This window comes from Fictibacillus halophilus, assembly GCF_042680145.1.
Lineage (GTDB): Bacteria > Bacillota > Bacilli > Bacillales > Fictibacillaceae > Fictibacillus > Fictibacillus halophilus_A.
In genome coordinates this window covers 1,375,940-1,397,592 of the sequence record NZ_JBHTNQ010000001.1, presented here as the reverse complement: position 1 = coordinate 1,397,592, position 21,653 = coordinate 1,375,940, and the positions used below count along the sequence as shown (strand labels likewise).

Genomic DNA, 21,653 nt, shown 5'->3' with positions numbered 1-21,653 from the left:
AACAACTTTCTATAATTATTACATTTCTTAATTTCCAAAATAAAAATCAAAAAATCAAAGTTTTATTTTTGCACAATTTGATTATTTTGAATTTAATTAGGCAATATTGGTAATATCTTATATTTAGAGGTGCCATTATGAGAAAGAACCGAAAGATGAGTTTTCGTGAACTTGTAAATGAAAACAAACGCCAGCTGTTAAAAGATGAATCTTATCTCGAACAGCTTGAAAAAAAGCTGGATGAAAAGCATACAAGAAATGGCTGAAAAAAAAATCCCTTGCCGATCATGGCAAAGGATTTTTTTATGTTAATTTTGTTTTTGTGAAGAATGTGCAAGCTTATTACGAAGTACCATTGGAAGGATACCGCCATGACGGTAGTATTCAATCTCAACTTCACTATCGAAACGTGCAACAACTTCAAACGATTTTTCCGTTCCGTCTTCAAAAACAGCTGTAACTTTTACAAGGTCACGTGGTTTAACTGTCTCATCAACTTGTACAGTGAATGTCTCTTTACCTGTTAAGCCAAATGTTTCAGCGTTCTCTCCATCTTTAAATTGAAGAGGAAGAACTCCCATAAGCACTAAGTTACTGCGGTGAATACGCTCAAAGCTTTCAGCTAGAACAGTTTGAATACCTAGCAGCGTTGTACCTTTTGCAGCCCAGTCACGGGATGATCCCATACCGTAATCTTTTCCTGCGATAACCATAAGGCCAGTACCGTTTTCTTTATATTTCATTGCTGCATCATAAATGCTCATAACTTCATTTGTAGGCCAGTAAGTTGTCCAGCCTCCTTCAGTTCCAGGAGCAACACCATTGCGGATACGAATGTTAGCAAACGTTCCGCGCATCATTACTTCATGGTTTCCTCTTCGAGAACCATATGAGTTAAAGTCGCGAGGCTCTACTCCATTTTTAATTAAATATCTTCCTGCTGGTGTATCTTTGCCAATTGCCCCTGCTGGAGAAATGTGGTCTGTTGTTACCGAATCACCAAACTTAGCAATCAGTTTTAGATCTTTAAGAGGCTGAATCTCTTTAAGCTCTGCTGAAAGTTCTTCGAAGAATGGCGGGTTTTGAATATATGTTGAAGAAGTATCAAATGAGTATAACTGATCTGCTGAAGTCTTCAACTCATTCCAGCGTTCGTTCTCATCAAATACACGTTCGTATTCTTTTTTGAACAATTCAGGTGTAACAGCCTGCTTCATTGCTTCATTAATTTCTTCAGAAGTTGGCCAGATATCTTTAAAATAAACTTCGTTGCCGTCCTTATCTGTTCCGAAAGAATCAGATTGCAAGTTGAAGTTGACAGTTCCTGCAAGTGCATAAGCAACAACCAATGGTGGTGAAGCCAAATAGTTTGCTTTTACAAGCGGGTGAATACGTCCTTCAAAGTTTCTGTTTCCAGAAAGAACTGAAGCAACTGTTAAGTCATTTTTAGAAATTGCATTTTCCACTTCAATTGCTAATGGACCGGAGTTACCGATACATGTAGTACAGCCGTAGCCAACAAGGTTAAACCCTAATTGGTCCATGTAGCTCATCAAGCCAGCTTCTTCAAGATAACGAGTTACAACTTTAGAACCTGGAGCTAAAGATGTTTTTACATAGCCAGGTACCTTCAATCCTTTTTCAACTGCTTTTTTAGCAACTAGACCTGCTCCAAGCATTACGTACGGGTTAGATGTGTTCGTGCAGCTTGTAATAGCAGCAATCGCTACAGCACCAGTTTTCATTGTAGAAGTTTCATTTCCTGGATGCTTAACTTTAACTTCCCTATTGATCTCATCAGCTGTTAATCCAAAGCCAGCATTCCCTTGTGGAGCAACTAGAGCTTTATTAAAACTGTCTTTCATTTGAGATAAAGGAATTAAATCTTGAGGACGTTTTGGTCCAGAAAGGTTTGGTTCGATCTCTGAAAGATTGATTTCAACAACATCTGTAAATTCAGGATCAGCATCGCCTGCAGTGTAGAATAATCCGTTTTCTTTGCAGTATGCTTCTACTAGCTGAATTTGTTCTTCTGTTCTGCCAGTCAGTCTCAAGTAGTTTAGCGCTTCTTCATCTACAGGGAAGAATCCGCAAGTAGCACCATATTCAGGTGCCATGTTCGATACTGTTGCACGGTCAGCAAGCGGCATTTCCGCAAGACCAGGTCCGAAGAATTCTACGAACTTTCCTACAACCTTCTTTTCACGCAAAACTTGCGTTACTTTTAATGCAAGGTCAGTTGCAGTTGTTCCGTTTGGAAGTGAACCAGTAAGTTTAACACCGATAACTTCAGGCACAGGGAAATAAGAAGGCTGTCCTAACATTCCAGCTTCTGCTTCAATTCCTCCTACACCCCAACCGAGAACACCTAAACCATTGATCATTGTAGTATGTGAATCAGTACCAACTAATGAATCAGGGAACGCAATTGTATCGCCTTCTGATTCACTTGTAAGAACAACTGGTGCCAAGTACTCTAAGTTAACTTGGTGAACGATACCTGTTGCCGGAGGAACTGCACGGTAGTTATCAAATGCTGATTGAGCCCAGCTTAATAGCTTATAACGCTCTTCGTTACGAGCAAATTCAAGGTTCATGTTATATGCCAAAGAATCTTCAGTTCCTGCTTTATCAACCTGAACAGAGTGGTCTACAACAAGATCAACCGGAATTTCAGGATTGATCTGTGAAGGATCTCCACCCATATCTTTCATTGCTTTACGAAGTGAAGCTAAATCAACTACAGCTGGCACTCCTGTAAAGTCTTGGAGGATAACACGAGATGGCTTAAAAGGAACATCGATATCTTTGAGTTCACTTGTCCCCCATTTAGCAAGGTTTTCAACATGCTCTTTGTTAATTACTTTTCCATCATACTGCCTAAGTACAGATTCCAATAAAACTTTTACAGAGTAAGGCAACTTTGATACGTTACCAATTCCCGCTTCTTCTAACGCTCCTAAACGGTAGTAGCTATATTGCTTACCGTTGACATCAAAAGTAGAACGGGCATTAAATACATCATTCATTTTCATGCTCCACTCTCTCCCTTCAGTAACAATCATACACGATTATGAGAAAAATTGTCGAAAAAATGTGCTCAATTCCCTAGTAAATCACATAAAAACTTTTTTCCCCTTATAATCATATGTAAAACCCTTTCATAAGTAAAATAGTTAATCGTTATCAAACGACATAAGTTTTACTTATGAGTGATTGAGCACCGTTTAATTTTAATAAACATATATTGAAGTATGCAATACAATTTGTTTTATTTTTTTCCTTCATCAAAATGCCGCAATAAGATCGGAGGGAATAGGATGGATTGGTTAAAAAAATTAGCAGCATTACTTGTTTTAATCGGAGCATTAAACTGGGGATTAGTCGGTCTTTTTGAAATTAATGTAGTTACAGAAATTTTTGGAAGCGCTGCCACAGTTACAAAGGTTATCTATAGTTTAATCGGGCTTTCAGGGTTATGGATGCTTTTATCAAAATATAAATCGTGAAGCAGATGAAGCACTCCTTTTTTTGGAGTGCTTCTTCTTTTTTTATTTTGTACACACTAAGAAAACGGAGGTGAAATAATCATGGGAAGAAATAAAGCAAATCATGTACGTCCTGGCATGAACGCTGCTAAAGCTCAAGGCAAAGGCGCAGGGTACGAAACAGAATTCGGAAACGAAGCTCTAACTCTGCCTAACGAAAAACTAAGTGAAGCTGAACGTCAAAACAATAAAAAAACGAAAAAACGTCATTAAGGTTTTGGAAATTGATTTTGAAGCTGTTCTAATTCATTCAAATAATTTTTCAGCTGTGAATGCTGGTGTTCTGATGCTGTTTCAAGGGCATTTTCAATCTGCTGTCGTGCCTTTTCATTCTCTGTCAAAAAATGAGAATAAAAAACACCGTATTCACTGTTAGAAGCATTTAACTGCTTAGATACCTCAAGTGCATGATGATATCCTTGTTCTGCTGCTTGGTATGCTTGCTGCTTATCTTTGTGATATGGCATAATAACCTTCCTTTTTTGGTTTGATATACCTTTAAGCTTCCATTTTAAATAATTATTATTCAAGAGGAGGGCAATTTTATGGGAGAACACAATACATTTAAAGATATTAGAAAAAATGCCCCTAAAGGTGAAAATCCTGGACAGCCCGCACCAATGAGCGGGTCTAAAAAGGTAAAACAGAGAAACCATACAAGACAAAATCATGGTCAAGGCAGTTAAGAATTAATAAAAAGAAGGGCTAGCCCCATTGGGATAGCCCGTTCTGTTTTTTTAACGCTAAAAGCCACAATCACATAAAAAATGCTTATCATCACATAATTATCACATTTAATCATTTAAAAAAACTAATGAATTACATAAAAGTTGCTCTTCATCGCATGATTTTACATTTTTTACCAAACTAGAAATTAGTCTTCAAGCAGTAACTGAATTTATTGCTTCTATTAGAATTGATTCTTCTTCCTCTGTAACTGTTCTTAGATCCAGCAGAACTTCGTCATCTTTAATTCTAACAATTACCGGCACTCGGTTTTCTCGTAACAGGTTTGTCAAATAAGATGCACCCTTATCATGTTTTAAAACGAGGCAATATGTTGGCAATTTCACTTCAGGCATTGTGCCTCCGCCAACTCTTGAAAAGTCTTCAATGATATTCATCTGTAAATTGTCCCGATTATCAATCTGCCCCATTAATTTAAGTGCTCTTATTTTAATCTCATCTGGCGTTTTTAAAATATCCCGCACGGTCGGAATCGATAAAAAATCTTCATTAAGATACGTATTCAATGTTTCATTCAATGCTGCGATTGTAAATTTATCTACACGAAGCACACGTGCGAGCTGATGTTTCTTTAAGATATCTATATATTTCTTTTTACCTGCAATGATCCCGGCCTGCGGACCGCCTAACAACTTATCACCACTAAAAGAAACTAAATCAATTCCCTGATTAATTATAGAAGAAACTAAAGGTTCTTCACCGATTCCATGAGCTTGAAATGGATAAAGTGCCCCGCTCCCCAGATCTTCATAGATGATAACTTCTGGTGAATCTGCTTTTAGTTCCATCAACTCAGCTGAAGAAACATTTTTTGTGAATCCAATAACTTTAAAATTGCTCGTATGTACTTTCATCACCATGCCTGTATTTTCATTTATGGCTGTTTCATAGTCGGCGTAATGAGTTTTATTCGTGGTACCCACTTCTTTTAAAAGCGCACCGCTTTCTTCCATGATCGATGACACACGGAAGGACCCGCCTATCTCAACAAGCTCGCCTCTGGAAACAATAACTTCCTTATTTTTCGCAAGAGCTTTTAAAATAAGATAAACTGCAGCAGCATTATTATTTACTACAAGGGCTGCTTCTGCACCAGTCGATTTCTTTATTAAATCCTCAGTCAGATCGTGTCTTGAACCTCTTTTTCCTTGTTCTAGGTTATACTCCAGATTCGAGTACATACAGGCTGTTTCTGTCATCCTTTTAACTGCGTTTTCACTTAGCCTTGATCTTCCCAGATTAGTGTGAATCACAACGCCACTCGCATTTATAACTGTGCGAATCTGATTTTTAGGACTGGCTAATTTATTTCGAATTGTATCTTTGATGAGTCCTTGAATATCAGCGTTCAAGTCAATGGAATTCCAATCAGTTTGTATACGATTGCGCCAGAATGCTATTGCATCCTGAACAGCACGTGTTATTTCCTTTTCATTTATACCGTTCACTTCAAGACTGATTTCTTTAGTGACTTCATGAACCGCAGGCAACTGCCTTAAAAGGTCTGATTTAATCAAAATGAAACTCCTCCTAAAAGGCTTAAACAGATATCCTTAAAGGAGGATTTTTCCATTTAAGCATTCAATTTTTCAAGTTCTTGAATGATCCATTCGTGATCCGGAAATTCTCCAGTTTCTTTTTTCGAATAGATTTTACTGCCATTAACAGATACTTCAAACACCCCGCCTGAACTAGGTATAAGCTCAAGTGATGGAATTTGTGAACGGAAATGGCTAAAAAGGTCCTCCGCGAGACTCGCGGCTTTTGGTGCAAAGTTTCACATCATGCAGAATTCGATACTTACCTTCATCATTCATCCTCCTTTTTTAAGACTATTTTAGTATATCCTTAGCCAATAAACAAAAAAATTGTTTATACTACCTATAGGAGGTGCGTTATACATATGACGAGCAAAGACAAAGTAAAGCTTACCCATCTGTCATCAAAAGGTGGCTGAGGATGCAAGATTGGTCCTGAAGACCTGGCGCAAGTTTTGCGTCATTTACCAGAAAGAGAATATGACCCTAACCTTTTAGTAGGTCTTGATACATCCGACGATGCCGGAGTTTATAAATTAACAGACGAACTTGCAATGATACAGACTGTTGATTTCTTCACGCCGATCGTTGACGACCCGTATATGTTTGGTCAGATTGCTGCCGCAAATTCTTTAAGCGATGTCTACGCGATGGGCGGACGTCCCACTACCGTAATGAATATCGTAGGTTTCCCGATAGCGGTATTAGGTCACGATGTATTAGCAGAAATTCTTAAAGGTGCCGCAGACAAAGTAAAAGAGTCTGGCGCAGTCCTTGTAGGCGGACATTCCATAGACGATGCTGAGCCTAAATTTGGTCTATCTGTAACCGGCCTCGTACATCCTTCTAAGGTTTTCAAAAATGTTGGTGCAAGACCCGGTGATGCACTCGTTTTAACGAAGCCAATTGGGGTAGGCATACAGACAACCGCTATTAAAAAAGACAAGCTTTCATCTGAACAGCTTCAGCTTGTGACTGAAACAATGGCAGAACTTAATAGAACAGCTGCCGAATGTTTAGAAGGTCTTTCACCTCATGCTGTAACAGATGTTACTGGATTCGGCCTGCTCGGTCATGCCGCAGAAATGGCTAAAGGCACCGGTGGCATTTCAATTCACATCAATTTTGAAGACGTACCTTTACTTCCTGGCACAATAGAACTCGCTCAAGAAGGAGTCGTCCCTGGCGGATCAAAAGCAAATCATCGCTGGATTAAAGAAGACGTGTCGTATGGTGATCACCTCGAGGTATGGCAGCAGCATATACTATGCGATGCCGTAACTTCCGGGGGACTATTAGTGAGTATGCCTAAAGATGAAGCGGATGAATATATCAAACGTCTTCATTCAAAAGGCAGAAAGAATGCAAGTATTGTTGGAAAAGTTACAAAACTAACTGAAAAGCCGATTATTGCTAACTAAAAAAACTCCGGGTTTCCGGAGTTTTTTTACTGGTTATATGTTGCAGCATAAACTTTTTCGTCAAATTTTTCTGGGGCACCATCAAAAATGAGTCTTCCTTTTTTCAAAGCAATAATTCTTGTCGCGAATTTTTTTGCAAGAACGACATCATGAACATTGATAATGGATACTAAGTTTCGCTTTATATGAGTTTCTTTTAAAAGATGAAAAATCCTCTCAGCCGTACCAGGATCTAAACTTGCAACAGGTTCGTCTCCTAGAAATACTTTAGGATTTTGAATAAGTGCCCTTGCTATTGCTACCCTTTGCTTTTGTCCCCCGCTAAGATTCTCTACTCTTCTGGTTGGCTCCACTGTTAATTCAACTTGATCAATAGCTTCTAAAGCAGACATTCTTTCATTTGAATTAAATAATCCCAGCAGATTTTCATAGGATTTTTTATAGCCAAACAACCCTGTTAATATGTTTTGAACAACACTCATTCTTGGAATCAAGTTAAAATGCTGAAAAATCATTCCCGTTTTGCGGCGAATCTCTAAATTCTCTTTAGGAGTCATTTCTGACAGCGATTTATCATTCCATTTTACTGTTCCTTCTGATACTGGCTGAAGTCCGTTAATGCAGCGAATAAACGTAGATTTCCCTGCGCCGCTCTTCCCTAATACACATACGAACTCCCCTTGGTTAAAATGGATACTCAAATTTTTCAAGGCTGGTTCTGCTGCACCAGGATATAAAACTGAAACATTTTCGAATTTGATCATCTTACCACCTAAATAACCTTTTCCCGTATTTTTCCGCCAATGTAATCTACTAAAATCACCATGATCATTATTAACAGAACATCTACAGACACTAGCTGATATTGAAATGTCTTAAAATGAATAAAAAGCTGCTGCCCGATTCCGCCTCCGCCAATCAGACCTAATATGAGGGAAGTCCTAATAGCAACTTCGAATCGGTAAAAAAATTGAGACAGAACATTTGGCCAGATTTGAGGCAGAATTGCAAATAAATTGCCGATCCAGCGTTTAGCCCCTACTGCTGACATCGCTTCCATCGGACCTTTATCAGCCGCTTCAATCAGCTCTGAGATGAGCTTTCCTAGCACTCCAATGTTATGCAGTACAATCGCGATTACTGCTGGAAATGGTCCGAGTCCTAATGTGGTTAATAATATCAAGCCAAATACAAATTCTGGAACAGATCGTAAAAAACTAAGATAGAACCGAGTTGCCGCAAAAATAATGCGATGCCCGCTCGTATTTCGTGCTGCAAGAAAGCTTAATGGAAGTGCAATGATCAATCCGAACAAACTCCCCAAAAATGCGATTGATATCGTCAAAACACTTTCTGTAAATAAGTAAGGAAGACTTTCTGTGTTCATTGGAAACCATTTTGAAAGAAAGTCTCCCATATTTTCAAAGTCCTGAAACTTAGAAAGGTCAAACTCTGTCAATCTCATACTATAAGCTGCGAGAACCGCAATGATGAGAAAGACAAAGAACTGTCTCTTTTTAAACCAAACCATTGTTCCCCTCTATTCTTGGATCATACCTTCTTTTATAGCAGCCTTGCGGATACTTTCATAATCTTTGTTCTCCGCTTTCGTAAAACCGGTGGCTCCGAATGCATCAAGGATCTCTTTGTCTTTAATACTTAAGAAAATATCTTGCAGCTGTTTCATTGTTTCCTTGTCTGTATTTTTTGCAACTGCCCAAGGATATTGAAACAACTTTTCAGACTTCCAAATTACCTTAAACTGTTTGCCATCAACTGTACCTTCTTCCACCAGCTTGTCATAGATGGCACTATCGATCGCTCCGACATCAACTTGTTTGTTTTGAACGGCAAGTGCAGTAGCATCATGTGATCCAGTGAATCTTACATTTTTAAAATCATTCTCAGCTTCACTCTTATAAACACCTTCATCTTTAAGCTTGATACCCGGAATTAAGGAACCAGATGTTGAAGAAGGGTCACCAAAAGCAAATTTTACTTTATTGACATCTTTAATCATATCGTCAATGCTCTCATATTTACTGTCTTTATGAGTAATTAAGTAAGAATAATAAAATGGTTCTCCTTTTATCAGCTGTGTTACGATTGCTTTTGCTCCGCTTTCCTCTTGAGCAACCACATATGTAAGAGGTCCGAAATATGCCATATCAATCTTCTCATAATTCATTGCTTCCACTACTCCATTGTAGTCAGGGTAAGAAGTAATCTTTACTTCACGATCCATTTTTTCGCTTAAAATATTCTGAAGCTTATCAAGCGCTCCTTTCATTTCACCTTCTGTTTGAGCAGGAATAACTCCTATTGTGAACACTCCATCTTTATTGCCTGCACCTTTATCTTTATTTTCTTCCTTTGTACCGCACGCAGAAATTAAGAGTGCTAGAATTACAAACAACAAACCTAATTTTTTCATTTATTTCTCTCCTTTATTGTTTCATACAAAGTGATGTATGATTTGATTTCCTTATCCATAGTGTGGTTCTCTATTACAGTCTGATACCCGTTTTGGATCACTTTTTGTGCAAAAGCTTTATCTGATACTAGTTGTTTCAAAGAATCATACAGTCCGTTTACGTCACGAAATATCATGCCGTTTACTTTGTGCTTGATAATACTTGTATTTCCTGTGTTATCTCTAGCAATAACAGGTTTATGTTCGATCATTGCCTCCAGCAAAGAAGTTGGCTGTCCTTCTGAAATAGATGTATTTATGACAATGTCAGCCCACTGGTAAACTTCTTTCATCTTTGACAAATCTATTTCAGGCAGATAATGAAGCCATTCATATTCTCTACAAGCATTTCTAACTTCTTCATATACCGATTCATCCAGGTTTGCTCCTAATATCAAAAACACAATTTGCGGATATTCAGCGTTTAATTTTACTAAAGCAGGAATTGCATAGAGCACATCTTTTATACTCCGCAAGCCGGCAGGCAATAAAATTCTTGGATGGCCTTTAGGCAGCATTAGCTTAGTATCATCCGCTTTTTCAGGTAAATAAACACTTTGCGGTATCACATGTATGACCTCATTTGAAAATCCATGATCATTTACGAGTGATTCTTTTGCCTTCTTAGTAAATACTGTAACTGCCTTTGCTTTATGTAAAAGAGGCGCATAAATTTTTTCATCCTCTTTTAACGAATGGTTAATATCTGTTCCGCCTGAAGTGACCATGTATGGTTTATTCAATTCAATTTGATGTTTTTGTGACCATTTTAAAAAACGGGCAAATTGCAATATATGAAAAACATCTGCATTTTCCATTTGCTCACGAATCTCTTGTGTGAGCTCTTCTTCTTCATACGCATACACGAAAACAGAAACATTCTCTTTTTTTAAACCGTGCTGAATTCTTCTCGCTGTCGTTGAATTCCCGCGATTTTGATGAAAATACGGGGTGAAAAACATTACTTTTAATGCACTATCTTTCAATCCTTACACCCATTTCCTTAAGTTAGCATCTCTCACAGTATACCCTTTTGAATCCATACATTCCAAAATCGGAATCAAAAACTTTCTAGAAGTATTGAGAACATTTTTTGCTTCTTGAACAGTAAAACTTTGCTCTGTCTGGCTTTTTAATAGATCGACTGCAGAATCGAATGTATCCTTCCCAATTAGAACATCGTCAAACAAAACAAGTGCTTTATCATGATTAATTAAAAAATATTTAAAATCCGAGTAGAGATTTTCTGGTAATTGATGTGCTTGATAGATTGCCAGTAAATCATCAGGTTCAAGCTGCTTTTCTTCTAGGATACTTGCAACTTGGGACATGCGTTTTTCCCATTTATTCGGATAGTGGGGTTTAAATGCCGGCAAATGAACAAATTGGTCAGTTATTCTAATAGTAGATAACTGTATCAATTTCTCAATAAAACCGCTGCTTACTTTCTGGTGAAGCTTGCCTTTTAACGATTGTACAACCTCTGCCTTTGGAATACCTTGCCTTAAAGGATAATCATCGTGAAACAGGGTTAATTTTTGAATAAGATCAGTTTCCGATAGTTTAATTGTTACTTCATCATTATAATAGCCACTAATATAAAAAATTGCCTTCAACTCTATAAGTTCTTGTAAAATCCTATCTAATACAGCTTCTTCAATACCAGTAAGTTTCACTAATTCTCCTGTTGTCAAAGATCCTTTTTTCTGAAGTGTTTGTATAACTCTTTCACTAGGTGTTCCCTCGAATTTCTCCTGAAGCATTCGAATCGTATCAATCCCAAATTTATAAGCAGCTCCGTTTGGATCAATTACTTCACCGCCTCCAATAGTTTCTTCAGGAGAAGGCCGGCGAATAATAAAACGGTCGCCTCGCTTCGTTACGATTGGTTCGTCTAAACGCACTTGGCAAAAAACATGATCTGCAGAGTTTTCAAGTTCGTTTCTATCAAAGAATACGAGCTTCCCCATTACTTCAGCTGTTCCTGTATAAAACTTAATTTGTGTTCGCTGCTTTAATTTGCCTGCCCATTCTTTACCCGTTGTTAAAACAAGATCAACTGTATCTGTCACTGAAAAAACACCTGGAGTCAGTAAGACATGACCTCTTTTCCAATCCAGCTTCGAGCCCCCAGAAAGATTGATAGCAGCCCTTTGACCTGCTCTTGCATTCTGTACATTCTCTTTGTGAACCTGCAGTTTTCTTACTTTAACTTTTTCGCCTCCTGGCTGAATCTCCAGCTCATCTCCTTCATGGACCTCACCTTCGTACACTGTACCTCTTACAACAGTCCCTTGTCCTTTCACCGAAAAAATATGGTCAATAGGCAAGCGGAATGGTCCGGACGCAGATCTCGTTTCTGTTTCCTCCAAATGACTAGCGATTGATTTTTTCAAATCATCAATACCGTTCATAGAAAGACTATCAACGAAATGAACGGGAAACGATTGAAAAACAGAATCATTAGTAAGCTCAGAGATTTCATCTTCAATAAGGAGTTTCATTTCATCATCAATCAAATCGGACTTTGTAACAACAATCATTCCCTTTTGTATATCAAGAAATGAAAGAATCTCAAAATGTTCTCTCGTTTGGGGCATGACGCCCTCATCAGAAGCTATGACCAACAATACCAAGTCGATTCCAGCAACTCCCGCAATCATCTGGCGAATTAATTTTTCATGACCAGGCACATCTACGATTGATGTATGAATGCTGTCCGTTAAAGGAAATGGCGCAAAACCTGGTTCTATAGTGATTTTACGCGCTTTCTCTTCTTTCAAAGTATCTGTATCAACACCGCTCAATGCTTTTGTAAGAGTTGTTTTTCCATGGTCGATATGTCCTGCCATGCCGATTGTATAATAGTTTATTGTCATCGTTTAAACCACCTATATGTAATACTCTTTTACCACTTTATGAAAACAGATGTGAAAAAACAAGATATATTACTTCTTCTATGTTTATAGTATCATTTTGCATTGGTCAAATAAAATTATTTCCCAAATCCTTTATGCATACATGTATAAATATTCACCACTGGATACTCACAGGTTATCCACAATTAAAGTTATTCACAGTTGTCCACAGGTGGAACTGTTATAGCGCTAATCAGCATCTGTTATACAAGGAAAACTGTTATAGTCGAGGTTGCCGAACTGTATCAGTGGCTGGTAATTAAAATCCAAAATAAAAAGAAGATCATCTTGACCTTCTATCTATTTTCCAATTTGGAGTTGTCTCAACAAACAAAAAATCCCCTCCCCCACCTTCGTTTCTTTTAGAAAGTGAATACAATGTACTTGGATTTTAAATTTTAATAGTCTATACTAGTCTTTGTGAATAAATGAAATCTGTCGTTTATTCTAAGGCATAACTTGGGGCCAGATGTGTAGCTGGTGCTTGCCTGGGTCTTCAAAACCTTTTGGGAGGCGCGTGCCGTCTCCGGTGGGTTCGATTCCCACATGGTCCCGCCAAATAAAATACATATGAGGTGGACGCATTGTCTGGATGGTTCATCACCTTTATCGTTCTATGGTCCGTTTTTTTATTTACGATGTTTGCCATTGGCGGTTATTTCATGTTCCGGAAGTTTTTAAAGCGCCTTCCGAAAGAAGATGGTAAATCCATCTTGGATTGGCAAGAACATTATATTAACGAAACGATTCACTTATGGACCGAGGATCAAAAGAAACTGTTAAATGAATTAGTAGCTCCAGTTCCTGAACTTTTCCGTGATGTCGCAAAAGAGAAGATCGCAGGAAAGATCGGCGAACTCGCATTAGCAGAAAACGCTAGTTCTATGACAGAGGATTTAATCATACGAGGCTATATCATCGCTACGCCAAAACGTGATCATAAATGGCTGATTAAAACACTAAAGAAGAAAAATATTGATATTAAACCCTATCAATCACTGCTCGCATAAAAACCCCTGAATCCAAAAAAGATTCAGGGGTTTTTTCTATAAAGCGATCTCGTTCTTCTTTTTCATAAATAAAACTAGCATAGCTAAACGCCAAGGCAATATCATACCAAAGGCTACAATAAAAAATAATGAGCTCGTTTCAAAGATTGATATGGAAGAACCAATATACCATTTTAGTCCTAACCTTATGGCAAACAGTCCGATAATAATGAAGATAAAAGCTTTAGACCTGACGAGATATACGTGGTCTCCTTTTATTTCAAACTTGCTTGTCATGATCAGGAAGATGGAAAACATAATTCCTACTAAAAAGGCCTCCCCTGCTTCGATCCAAGTGATGCGAAAAGCAGGAAATACAAATTGAAGAAAGCCTGTGCTCATAGCTAAAGGAGGAATTATTATTTTTCTAGATGTTACAGGTTCTCTCGTTTCCCTCATTCTGAAATTAAAAATAATAACTGCCATTATGATGGCAAAACAAGTACTTGCTATAAAAAACACGGTCAGTTACCTTCCTCTTCCACTTTTTCAATTTTGTCTTCTGCAATGGAAAGGATGATCGTCATGGTTACTCCGATTACCGTTAGATAAACACCAAGATCAAACAGCATTGCAGTAGCAAGTTCTGTTTTCCCTAACAGCGGAAAATAAAAATAACCAAAGGAATGACTCAAAAACGGTACTCCTAAAACAAAAGATCCGGCACCTGTTAAAATTGCCGTCAGCAATCCTGCAGCAATCATATAGTTAAAATTGATCGGTAAGATTCTATGTACCGGCTGAAGTCCATATGAGATGTAAAGAAGCAAAAACGCTCCCGCTCCCATCAGACCACCGATAAAACCTCCCCCAGGTGCATTATGGCCTGAAAATAACATATTTACAGAGAAGGCTAAAATAACAAAAACTATTATATTTGTTGTTGTTTTTAAGATAAGATCATTTGAGCGTGATGACATGTTGCAATTCCCCTTCCTATGTTGCTCTTAAAAACCTTGAAAACCTCCAAAAACACGGTTGATTAAAAACGAAGTCAATTGGGTCATCCAGTTAAAATAAAGCAGGACCCCCATTATAACCATAAGGCTTCCGCCGATTTTCATAAATTGACGATTAAATTTTTTAATTGATTTTAGTTTGTCCAAAAAGAAACTTAAAACAAAAAATGGAACAGCAAATCCTAAAACATAAGCAATCATATAAGTTAATGAAGCAGCAGGATTTGATACACCGAGTGCTATAACACCTGCAAGGATCGGCCCCATACACGGTGTCCAGCCTGCAGCAAAACCGATTCCTATCAAAACCGAACCTAAATAACCCGTTGGTCTTGACTGGAACTTCATCTTTTTATCCTTCATCAAAAATTCAGGTGAGATAAAGCCCATAACTACCAAACCGAAAAAGACAATTATGATGGCTCCGATCTGCCTTAATAAAGATTGATACTCAACAAAGATTTCTCCGATTATCGTTGTAGACAAACCAAGCACGATAAATATAACGGAAAACCCTAATAAAAAAAATGCTGTATGTAATAGCGCTCTCTTTCTGAGCATCGCTTGTTCTTCTTTTAGTTCCTGAACTGATATTCCGGTGATATAAGATAAAAATGCTGGATATAACGGCAAGCAGCATGGTGAAATAAAAGACAGCAGCCCGGCTCCGAAAGCAAGCCAAATATTTAGATCGGTCATAAGCAGAAGCTCCTTTATACATTCTCTCTCTATCTTAATGAAAATAGCCGTTTTGTTCAATCATTAAGAAAGACAGCCCTCAAACAGGCTGTCTTATAATATACTTATGGCTTTTCTAAATATTCTTCTAACGTTATTCCGCGTTCATGAATTTCTTTTGCATGTTCTTTTCCAACATATCTTAGGTGCCATGGTTCATACTGATATCCTGTTATATCTTCTTTGCCTTTAAGGTATCTAATAATGAATCCATATTTATAAGCATTTTCCGCAAGCCACTTTCCTTCTTTCGTTTCACCAAACTTCTCTACTAGTTCATAATTTACTTGTGGTGAAGTCACATCGAGCGAAAGGCCAGTCTGGTGCTCGCTTTGTCCAGGCTGCGCACTTGTTTGATTGGCTTTCTCTTCGCCAAATTGATCTGCATTGTAAGCGAAAATCGAAACCTGAGTATCGTAAGAGCGGTATCCTGACTGAGCAAGGAGTTCTAACCCTTGTTCTTCAGCAGCTTTAAATAACATCTCTACAGAGGATGCAGCTTCTTTTCTTAATTTCTTTTTAGGCAGATCCTCTTTAAAAGGAAAAGGAACATTAGGAATTACCAGATCGGCTGGTTCATAGTCTTCTGGAAGATTTCTTTCTTTATTCGCGACAATAAGCATGTCATCTAAGTTTTGAACAATTGCTTTCCCATCACCTGAAACAGTAACGGTTTCATTTAGCCAAGGAAGATCTGCTTGCTGATCCTGTTCTCCAGTTCCATCTGTTTCAGATGGCGTTTCATCTTTCGGCTCGTCTTGCTGTTGTTTATTATCGTTTTGTTTTTCAGCTTTTTCATCTTTCGAATCGTTGTTAAATGCCGAGTTCCATTGTTGTTCAGCCCAATCTACTGGTTTACAAGCAGAGAGGACTAACACGCTTCCGATAAGCACTGATGTTATTACATATTTCTTCAAAGCACTCTCATCCTTTAGTTCAGTTTGTATGTATGCTATCTTATCATAGGATAATTTGCAAATAAGTCAATGACATAATAAATATATTCATATATTCGAAAAATTTCAGACAAAAAAAGGGTGGCTCAAAATAAAAATTTTTAAGTCCCCCTCTTTTTATTTGGCTGTTTTCGTAAACATTGTTGCTATTAGAAGATGTTGATTTCTGCTCCAGGAAATTCGCTATTTATTTTTTATTTGTAAAATAAAAAATTAGGGCTGCCAAAAGTAAAGTATATTTTACTTTTGGTACAGCCCCTTAACTGACTTCCTCTATTGAATCTGTACCATGCTGGAGCAAAAACATCTTATGATATAAACCACGCTGCTTTAATAGCTCTTGATGTGTTCCTCTTTCAACAATTTCTCCTTTATGAAGAACTAAGATTAACTCAGCATCCTGAATCGTTGATAATCTGTGCGCGATTGCGATCGTTGTTCTTCCGCTTCTCATTTTATGAAGAGCCAGCTGTATCTCTTCTTCAGTCTCAGTATCTATGTTAGCTGTTGCTTCATCTAAAATCAGTATTCTAGGAGAAAAAGCCATGGTTCTAGCAAATGAAATAAGCTGTCTTTGTCCGCTCGAAAATGCAGCTCCTCTTTCACCCAGCATCGTATTATATTCTTGAGGCAATTTTTCAATAAAGCTTGAAGCTTGAACAAATTGGGATGCTTCTTTAATATCTTCATCTGTGATTTCTTTATTATATAATCGAATATTTTGAGCGATATCTCCCACAAACAAAAATGGATCCTGAAGGACAAGACCTACTTTTTTCCGGAGTTCATCATTGCCGAAATATGATAAAGGAATATCATCGATTAATATTTCACCTTTTTCCACATCATAAAAACGCATAAGCAAGTTAATAATGGAGCTTTTACCGCTGCCGGTATGGCCAACTAATGCAACTGTTTCTCCTGGGTTGGCAGTGAATGAAATATTTTTTAGCACTTCTTGCTCACCATCATATGAAAACGTAACATTTTTAAATTCAATTTTTCCATTGCCTATAACAGGGTCTAATAGTCCTCTGTCTCTTTTTACAGGAGCGAGTTCAGTTTCGTCCATCACTGTAAACACTCTTCCCGCTGAAACAACTGCTTGCTGAAAGATCGAAAGACGCATCATCATCATGTTTACGGGTTCAAAGAAACGATCCAAATAGTTAATAAAAGCATAGATCACACCGATTTCAACTGCTGAATTAAACGACTTAATTCCAAAAAAGGATAAGATCATCAGTAAAGCCAGCATATAGATAAGGTCTACTGCAGGTCTTAAAAGCAAGCCGTTATATTTTATGTTTTTCATCTGAGCATCGTTATGTTCATTGTTAACTTTGGCAAATTCTTCTCTCAGCCTTTTTTGCTGATTAAAGACTTGAACGATAGACATCCCTTGCAGCGACTCATTCAATTTAGCATTTAACTGGCTGAGTTTTTCTCTCATTTTATAAAAAGATTTCGAACTATACTTTCTGTACAGCCACATGATACAAATAATAAATGGCAAAATTCCTAAACAAAAGAGCGCAAGTTTAACATTTAAATAAAACATAAACCCAAAAATACCAAATAGAAAAACGATATTCTGAACAAACGTGGACAGAACACTTACATATAGATCCTTAACCGCCTCAGTGTCATTTGTAATTCTGGAAACAAGACTTCCAACTGGAGTGCGGTCAAAGAATTTCAAACCCAATGAATGTACTTTCGAGAATACCTGAATCCTTAAAGTTTGAATGATATCTAAAGCTACTGATTGAAACAATACAAATTGAATGTAATTTACGATTGCAGACAGCACAATTAGACCGATATAGCTGCAACCAAGGATAATGAGTGCTTTTTGATCGAAAATTCGAGGTGTTAAATAATCATCAATAAACGTTTTGACTAATATCGGTGCTGTAAGTTCTGATGCAGTTGCAGCCAATAGGAGAAGAAAAGCAACCCCAAGACGTTTCTTATGCATTTTTGTATATGACATGAGCCGTTTAAAAACGGTCCATTGATTCATATGATTCAGTTCTTCATTTGGTTGTACATTACCGTCTCCTCTCATCTGTTTCCACCTCCTTGTGCGATCAGAGTTTCAAGAGCTTGCCTTTCGTAAGTTTCCTTATACCAGCCATCTTCACATAATAAGGACTGGTGTGTACCCCTTTGAATAATGGTGCCGTTATCCATAACGATGATCAAGTCACAATGAGCAATAGAAGACAACCTGTGAGCTGTAATAATTGTTGTTTTGTTTTTTCTTTTTTCCTTTAAGTTCTGGAGGATTTCTTCCTCTGTTTTTGCATCAACAGCAGATAAAGAATCATCCAGAATTAAAATTTCAGGGTTAGTTACGAGAGACCTTGCTATAGATATCCTTTGCTTTTGCCCTCCTGATAACGTTACACCTCTTTCACCAACAACTGTTTCGTAACCATATTTAAATTGTGCAATATCTTTGTGAATGGAAGCGGTATTTGCAGCTTCTTTTATTTTCGCAAAAGGAGAATCTATATTTCCGAAAGCAATGTTTTCTGCGATGGTAGCAGAAAATAGAAAATGGTCTTGAGGTACATAACCAATCGCTGATCGTAAGGTATGCAGCCGGAAATCACAGATATCCTCTCCATCAAGGGAAATATAACCTCTCTTGACGTGATATTCACGAAGCAGCAACCTGCACAGTGTTGTTTTACCGCTTCCTGTTTTGCCGACGATGCCCATTGACTGTCCGCTTTCTAAAGTAAAACTGACGTCTTTTAAGACAGGAGCTTTATTCAGATAACTAAATTCCTTAAGGTGAAATTCAATATTACCTTTTGGCAGAATATATAGTGTCCCATCATCATTAATCTCCTCTTTAACTGCCAGTAACGTTTCTATCCGATCATATGATGCTCTTCCTCTTTCCACGATATTAAACAGCCATCCAAATGCAAGCATTGGCCAGATTAATAGTCCTAGGTAACTGGTGAACGAGACAAGTTCCCCTATTGACAGTTCACCCTGAATGACCAAAGATGACCCATAGCTCACTGCTAGAAAGAATGAAAAACCGATAATAAGTGAAATTGTAGGATCAAACAATGAATCTATTCGAGCGACCGCCATATTCTTTCTAACAGCATCCTTCGATAGTTCTGTAAAGCTGTTAATATCATCTTTTTCCTGTCCGAATGCTTTTATAACACGTGTTCCCGATATACTTTCCTGCACTTTATCGTTAAGTGATGAAAATGCTTCCTGTGCGCTGTGAAATCGTTTGTGAAGCATGGTTCCGTATTTATTCGTCGCCCATGCCATTACAGGCAAAGGAAGCAGACTTACTAGCGTAAGCTTCCAGCTAATCGTCGAGGCCATCGCAATCAGTGTAAATCCACCCATCATCAATGAATCTACTAAGGTCAGAACACCATCTCCTGCCGTTTGCTGAATCGCTTGAAGATCATTTGTGGAGTGAGCCATAAGATCTCCCACACGGCGCTTTTGATAAAATTCCTGAGATTTTTTTGTAAAATGCTCATAAAGCCTGTTTCTTAGCAGCATAGCAAGTTTAACAGCAGCCCCAAAAATTAATATTCTCCAAATATACCTTAGAACATAGATGCCCACAGCAATTGCAATAAGCAATGCTCCATATTGCCATAACAATTCATCCGTTAAAGTACCTTCCTTAATGTGATCTACGGTTAGACCCACAATTTTAGGCGGCACTAGCAGCCCCAGTGAAACAAACGCAAGCATAATGATACCACCTAGATATCGAAGCTTCTCTTGTTTGAAATACCACATTAATTGCATAAAAACTTTCATATCTGTCCCCCCATATATGCAACTAAAACAAGTATAGTTTACCAATATATGAAAATTCCGAAAAGGAAAAAATTAAAAAAAATAAGACCACCTTTAAAGCGGTCTTTAAAATGAGTTAAAGAATTTTGTTAATTTCATTCTTAATTTCGTTGTAAAGGTAATCAAAGGAATCTCCACACACCTTGATACATTGACTTTCATACTTTTGTTCGGCAAACTCATACTTTGGGTCATAATAATTTTCAAGCAAGAAAGAAACGACTTTTTCATAATCTTGTTGTGTGAGTGCTTCTTCGATCTCCGTCATGATAGGAAACGGAATTCTTTTAAAGAGTTTCAGAACTGCTTCTTCGATTTCTTCTCTATGAAACAGCGGATCATATACATCACAAATATATTTTACTCGCATTCCAAAAGGCATATCAATATGGATGCGGGTGCCCGAATACTTTCCTTCTAGCAAAAAGTCGGGAACAACGACCCTTCCGATTCTTTTGCTTTCAGATTCAATAATTAAAACAGAAGAGTCTTTTAGTTCCTTTAAACGCTCAAACAATCTTGATTCAAACTTTTTCTGTGAAGCTGGTTCTTCTCCAATTCTTCCAAAAATAGAACCTTTATGACTAGCCATTCCCTCTAAATTTATTACCGGATAACCTTCATCCTGCAGCTTTTCCAAAAATTTAGTTTTCATAGTCCCTGTATAGCCTTCAATAACTATAATTTTATGCGGGTATTGAGTATACTCATCAAGCATTCTTTCGATCTGCTTTCGGTAAGAACGTATCCCGCCATCTAACTGCAAACAATTTATCCCCATCATCGACATCGTTTGAGCTATACTTTTTGAACGCATTCCGCCTCTCGCACAATAAATCACAACTTGCTTTTCTGGATTTTCTGCCATCTTGGTCTTAATTTTCTTGAAAAAGTCCGGCAATTTGGGAGCTACAATCTCCAGTCCGCGTTCCATCGCTTGTTCCTTGCTATTTTGCTTATAAATCGTTCCAATTTCCGCTCTTTCATCATTCGAAAAAATACTTAAGCATTTTGCACCAGGGATATGATATTCTTCATATTCTTTAGGAGACCTGACATCAAAAAGCAGATGTGAATCAGAATCTATTTCATTTATTTGGATTGTTTTTATATCGTTCATAATCATCATCCTTTTTTGACGCTTTAAGCAATTAGAACGAAAACAAGCACCCGATTTTACTCAGGGTGCTTGTACACTTACTTCATCTGCTTGTTCATAGCCTGCATCATTTGATTAATTTTCTTTTGCGAAGGCTTTTGACCCATCTGCATCATCATCACACGCAACATATTTTCATTAATCGGTGGATTTTTTTGTAAATAACTCATCATATACTTGCGGGCAATAAAAAATCCGATCGCAACGCCTGCAATCAGCGAAAGTGCACACACAAGGATTATCATACCAGTACCCATTGTTAAAACTTCCTCCTTCATGTTGTCTAGAA

Annotated in this window: 23 protein-coding genes and 1 tRNA gene; 7 read left to right on the top strand and 17 right to left on the bottom strand. The window is 37.6% G+C overall.

The window, feature by feature from the left end:
* Positions 1–137 precede the first annotated feature (137 nt).
* On the top strand, positions 138–266 hold the full coding sequence (locus ACFQ4X_RS07280) for an FbpB family small basic protein (RefSeq protein ID WP_077364491.1): 129 nt from the start codon (positions 138–140) through the stop codon (positions 264–266).
* Between the two features lie 42 nt (positions 267–308).
* Here ACFQ4X_RS07280 and acnA read toward each other — a convergent pair whose 3' ends face one another.
* A complete protein-coding gene (gene acnA / locus ACFQ4X_RS07275) occupies positions 309–3,035 on the bottom strand; it encodes an aconitate hydratase AcnA (protein ID WP_379834038.1) in 2,727 nt (908 codons plus the stop codon).
* A 285-nt stretch (positions 3,036–3,320) separates the two neighbouring features.
* On the opposite strand from acnA, the gene ACFQ4X_RS07270 reads away from it, so the two are divergent.
* Entirely contained in the window at positions 3,321–3,509 is a 189-nt protein-coding gene (locus ACFQ4X_RS07270) for a DUF378 domain-containing protein (protein WP_379834036.1), read from the top strand.
* An 81-nt stretch (positions 3,510–3,590) separates the two neighbouring features.
* The gene (sspO, locus tag ACFQ4X_RS07265) at positions 3,591–3,761 is read left to right on the top strand and encodes a small acid-soluble spore protein O (protein WP_077364495.1); all 171 of its coding nucleotides are present in this window, start codon (positions 3,591–3,593) and stop codon (positions 3,759–3,761) included.
* Here sspO and ACFQ4X_RS07260 read toward each other — a convergent pair.
* Complete coding sequence (locus ACFQ4X_RS07260) at positions 3,758–4,015, bottom strand: hypothetical protein (protein ID WP_379834034.1); 258 nt, start codon at positions 4,013–4,015, stop codon at positions 3,758–3,760. The two genes, sspO and ACFQ4X_RS07260, sit on opposite strands and share 4 nt — an antisense overlap.
* A 78-nt stretch (positions 4,016–4,093) precedes the next feature.
* Here ACFQ4X_RS07260 and ACFQ4X_RS07255 point away from each other — a divergent pair, with 78 nt between their 5' ends.
* A complete protein-coding gene (locus tag ACFQ4X_RS07255; RefSeq protein ID WP_066289807.1) occupies positions 4,094–4,234 on the top strand; it encodes a small acid-soluble spore protein P in 141 nt (46 codons plus the stop codon).
* Between the two features lie 195 nt (positions 4,235–4,429).
* Here the strand turns inward: ACFQ4X_RS07255 and selA are convergent, their stop codons facing one another.
* Positions 4,430–5,812, bottom strand: a complete 1,383-nt coding sequence (selA, locus tag ACFQ4X_RS07250; RefSeq protein ID WP_379834032.1) for an L-seryl-tRNA(Sec) selenium transferase — start codon at positions 5,810–5,812, stop codon at positions 4,430–4,432.
* Between the two features lie 56 nt (positions 5,813–5,868).
* Positions 5,869–6,105 carry an Rdx family protein gene (locus ACFQ4X_RS07245; protein WP_379837072.1) on the bottom strand — a complete coding sequence of 79 codons (237 nt, stop codon included), beginning with the start codon at positions 6,103–6,105 and terminating at the stop codon, positions 5,869–5,871.
* 93 nt (positions 6,106–6,198) lie between these two features.
* Between ACFQ4X_RS07245 and selD the strand changes: the two genes are divergently transcribed.
* A complete protein-coding gene (gene selD, locus ACFQ4X_RS07240) occupies positions 6,199–7,254 on the top strand; it encodes a selenide, water dikinase SelD (protein ID WP_379834030.1) in 1,056 nt (351 codons plus the stop codon).
* A 26-nt stretch (positions 7,255–7,280) separates the two neighbouring features.
* On the opposite strand, the gene phnC is transcribed toward selD, so the two are convergent.
* From phnC to selB, 5 genes are read right to left on the bottom strand one after another with little or no spacing between them, the layout of a single operon-like run.
* The gene (gene phnC, locus ACFQ4X_RS07235) at positions 7,281–8,018 is read right to left on the bottom strand and encodes a phosphonate ABC transporter ATP-binding protein (RefSeq protein ID WP_379834028.1); all 738 of its coding nucleotides are present in this window, start codon (positions 8,016–8,018) and stop codon (positions 7,281–7,283) included.
* Between the two features lie 8 nt (positions 8,019–8,026).
* Positions 8,027–8,785 (bottom strand): phosphonate ABC transporter, permease protein PhnE, encoded by a 759-nt coding sequence (gene phnE, locus ACFQ4X_RS07230; RefSeq protein ID WP_379834026.1) that lies wholly within the window; start codon positions 8,783–8,785, stop codon positions 8,027–8,029.
* A gap of 9 nt (positions 8,786–8,794) precedes the next feature.
* Positions 8,795–9,688 (bottom strand): phosphate/phosphite/phosphonate ABC transporter substrate-binding protein, encoded by an 894-nt coding sequence (phnD, locus tag ACFQ4X_RS07225; RefSeq protein ID WP_379834024.1) that lies wholly within the window; start codon positions 9,686–9,688, stop codon positions 8,795–8,797.
* Positions 9,685–10,713 carry a glycosyltransferase family 4 protein gene (locus ACFQ4X_RS07220; protein WP_379834022.1) on the bottom strand — a complete coding sequence of 343 codons (1,029 nt, stop codon included), beginning with the start codon at positions 10,711–10,713 and terminating at the stop codon, positions 9,685–9,687. The genes phnD and ACFQ4X_RS07220 overlap by 4 nt, the downstream gene beginning before the upstream one ends.
* Before the next feature lie 3 nt (positions 10,714–10,716).
* Positions 10,717–12,606 carry a selenocysteine-specific translation elongation factor gene (selB, locus tag ACFQ4X_RS07215; protein ID WP_379834020.1) on the bottom strand — a complete coding sequence of 630 codons (1,890 nt, stop codon included), beginning with the start codon at positions 12,604–12,606 and terminating at the stop codon, positions 10,717–10,719.
* Between the two features lie 500 nt (positions 12,607–13,106).
* On the opposite strand from selB, the gene ACFQ4X_RS07210 reads away from it, so the two are divergent.
* Positions 13,107–13,203, top strand: a tRNA-Sec gene (locus ACFQ4X_RS07210).
* A gap of 26 nt (positions 13,204–13,229) precedes the next feature.
* On the top strand, positions 13,230–13,655 hold the full coding sequence (locus ACFQ4X_RS07205) for a DUF2621 domain-containing protein (protein ID WP_379834018.1): 426 nt from the start codon (positions 13,230–13,232) through the stop codon (positions 13,653–13,655).
* A 36-nt stretch (positions 13,656–13,691) separates the two neighbouring features.
* Here the strand turns inward: ACFQ4X_RS07205 and ACFQ4X_RS07200 are convergent, their stop codons facing one another.
* The 8 genes from ACFQ4X_RS07200 to ACFQ4X_RS07165 form a co-directional block, all read right to left on the bottom strand.
* Positions 13,692–14,156, bottom strand: coding sequence for a CcdC family protein (locus tag ACFQ4X_RS07200; protein ID WP_379834017.1), 465 nt, complete (start codon positions 14,154–14,156; stop codon positions 13,692–13,694).
* A gap of 2 nt (positions 14,157–14,158) precedes the next feature.
* Entirely contained in the window at positions 14,159–14,614 is a 456-nt protein-coding gene (locus ACFQ4X_RS07195; RefSeq protein WP_379834015.1) for a Na(+)/H(+) antiporter subunit B, read from the bottom strand.
* Between the two features lie 27 nt (positions 14,615–14,641).
* The gene (locus ACFQ4X_RS07190; protein ID WP_379834013.1) at positions 14,642–15,352 is read right to left on the bottom strand and encodes a cytochrome c biogenesis CcdA family protein; all 711 of its coding nucleotides are present in this window, start codon (positions 15,350–15,352) and stop codon (positions 14,642–14,644) included.
* Positions 15,353–15,456: 104 nt separating this feature from the next.
* Positions 15,457–16,308: a M15 family metallopeptidase gene (locus ACFQ4X_RS07185; protein WP_379834012.1), complete on the bottom strand. Its 852-nt coding sequence runs from the start codon at positions 16,306–16,308 to the stop codon at positions 15,457–15,459.
* A gap of 298 nt (positions 16,309–16,606) precedes the next feature.
* Complete coding sequence (locus ACFQ4X_RS07180) at positions 16,607–18,418, bottom strand: ABC transporter ATP-binding protein (RefSeq protein ID WP_379834010.1); 1,812 nt, start codon at positions 18,416–18,418, stop codon at positions 16,607–16,609.
* Positions 18,415–20,166, bottom strand: coding sequence for an ABC transporter transmembrane domain-containing protein (locus ACFQ4X_RS07175; RefSeq protein ID WP_379834009.1), 1,752 nt, complete (start codon positions 20,164–20,166; stop codon positions 18,415–18,417). The genes ACFQ4X_RS07180 and ACFQ4X_RS07175 overlap by 4 nt, the downstream gene beginning before the upstream one ends.
* A 115-nt stretch (positions 20,167–20,281) precedes the next feature.
* Positions 20,282–21,325 carry a tRNA 2-selenouridine(34) synthase MnmH gene (gene mnmH / locus ACFQ4X_RS07170; RefSeq protein WP_379834007.1) on the bottom strand — a complete coding sequence of 348 codons (1,044 nt, stop codon included), beginning with the start codon at positions 21,323–21,325 and terminating at the stop codon, positions 20,282–20,284.
* Between the two features lie 77 nt (positions 21,326–21,402).
* Positions 21,403–21,621, bottom strand: coding sequence for a YneF family protein (locus ACFQ4X_RS07165; RefSeq protein WP_066241071.1), 219 nt, complete (start codon positions 21,619–21,621; stop codon positions 21,403–21,405).
* Positions 21,622–21,653 lie beyond the last annotated feature (32 nt).

What these genes read in the sequence shown, in the direction of transcription:
- ACFQ4X_RS07165 (WP_066241071.1), bottom strand. Translation starts at nt 21,621, where the DNA reads ATGGGTACTGGTATGATAATCCTTGTGTGTGCACTTTCGCTGATTGCA.
- ACFQ4X_RS07255 (WP_066289807.1), top strand. Translation starts at nt 4,094, where the DNA reads ATGGGAGAACACAATACATTTAAAGATATTAGAAAAAATGCCCCTAAA.
- mnmH (WP_379834007.1), bottom strand. Translation starts at nt 21,325, where the DNA reads ATGAACGATATAAAAACAATCCAAATAAATGAAATAGATTCTGATTCA.
- sspO (WP_077364495.1), top strand. Translation starts at nt 3,591, where the DNA reads ATGGGAAGAAATAAAGCAAATCATGTACGTCCTGGCATGAACGCTGCT.
- ACFQ4X_RS07175 (WP_379834009.1), bottom strand. Translation starts at nt 20,166, where the DNA reads ATGAAAGTTTTTATGCAATTAATGTGGTATTTCAAACAAGAGAAGCTT.
- ACFQ4X_RS07180 (WP_379834010.1), bottom strand. Translation starts at nt 18,418, where the DNA reads ATGAGAGGAGACGGTAATGTACAACCAAATGAAGAACTGAATCATATG.
- ACFQ4X_RS07260 (WP_379834034.1), bottom strand. Translation starts at nt 4,015, where the DNA reads ATGCCATATCACAAAGATAAGCAGCAAGCATACCAAGCAGCAGAACAA.
- selB (WP_379834020.1), bottom strand. Translation starts at nt 12,606, where the DNA reads ATGACAATAAACTATTATACAATCGGCATGGCAGGACATATCGACCAT.
- phnE (WP_379834026.1), bottom strand. Translation starts at nt 8,785, where the DNA reads ATGGTTTGGTTTAAAAAGAGACAGTTCTTTGTCTTTCTCATCATTGCG.
- ACFQ4X_RS07190 (WP_379834013.1), bottom strand. Translation starts at nt 15,352, where the DNA reads ATGACCGATCTAAATATTTGGCTTGCTTTCGGAGCCGGGCTGCTGTCT.
- acnA (WP_379834038.1), bottom strand. Translation starts at nt 3,035, where the DNA reads ATGAAAATGAATGATGTATTTAATGCCCGTTCTACTTTTGATGTCAAC.
- ACFQ4X_RS07195 (WP_379834015.1), bottom strand. Translation starts at nt 14,614, where the DNA reads ATGTCATCACGCTCAAATGATCTTATCTTAAAAACAACAACAAATATA.
- ACFQ4X_RS07270 (WP_379834036.1), top strand. Translation starts at nt 3,321, where the DNA reads ATGGATTGGTTAAAAAAATTAGCAGCATTACTTGTTTTAATCGGAGCA.
- phnD (WP_379834024.1), bottom strand. Translation starts at nt 9,688, where the DNA reads ATGAAAAAATTAGGTTTGTTGTTTGTAATTCTAGCACTCTTAATTTCT.
- ACFQ4X_RS07280 (WP_077364491.1), top strand. Translation starts at nt 138, where the DNA reads ATGAGAAAGAACCGAAAGATGAGTTTTCGTGAACTTGTAAATGAAAAC.
- phnC (WP_379834028.1), bottom strand. Translation starts at nt 8,018, where the DNA reads ATGATCAAATTCGAAAATGTTTCAGTTTTATATCCTGGTGCAGCAGAA.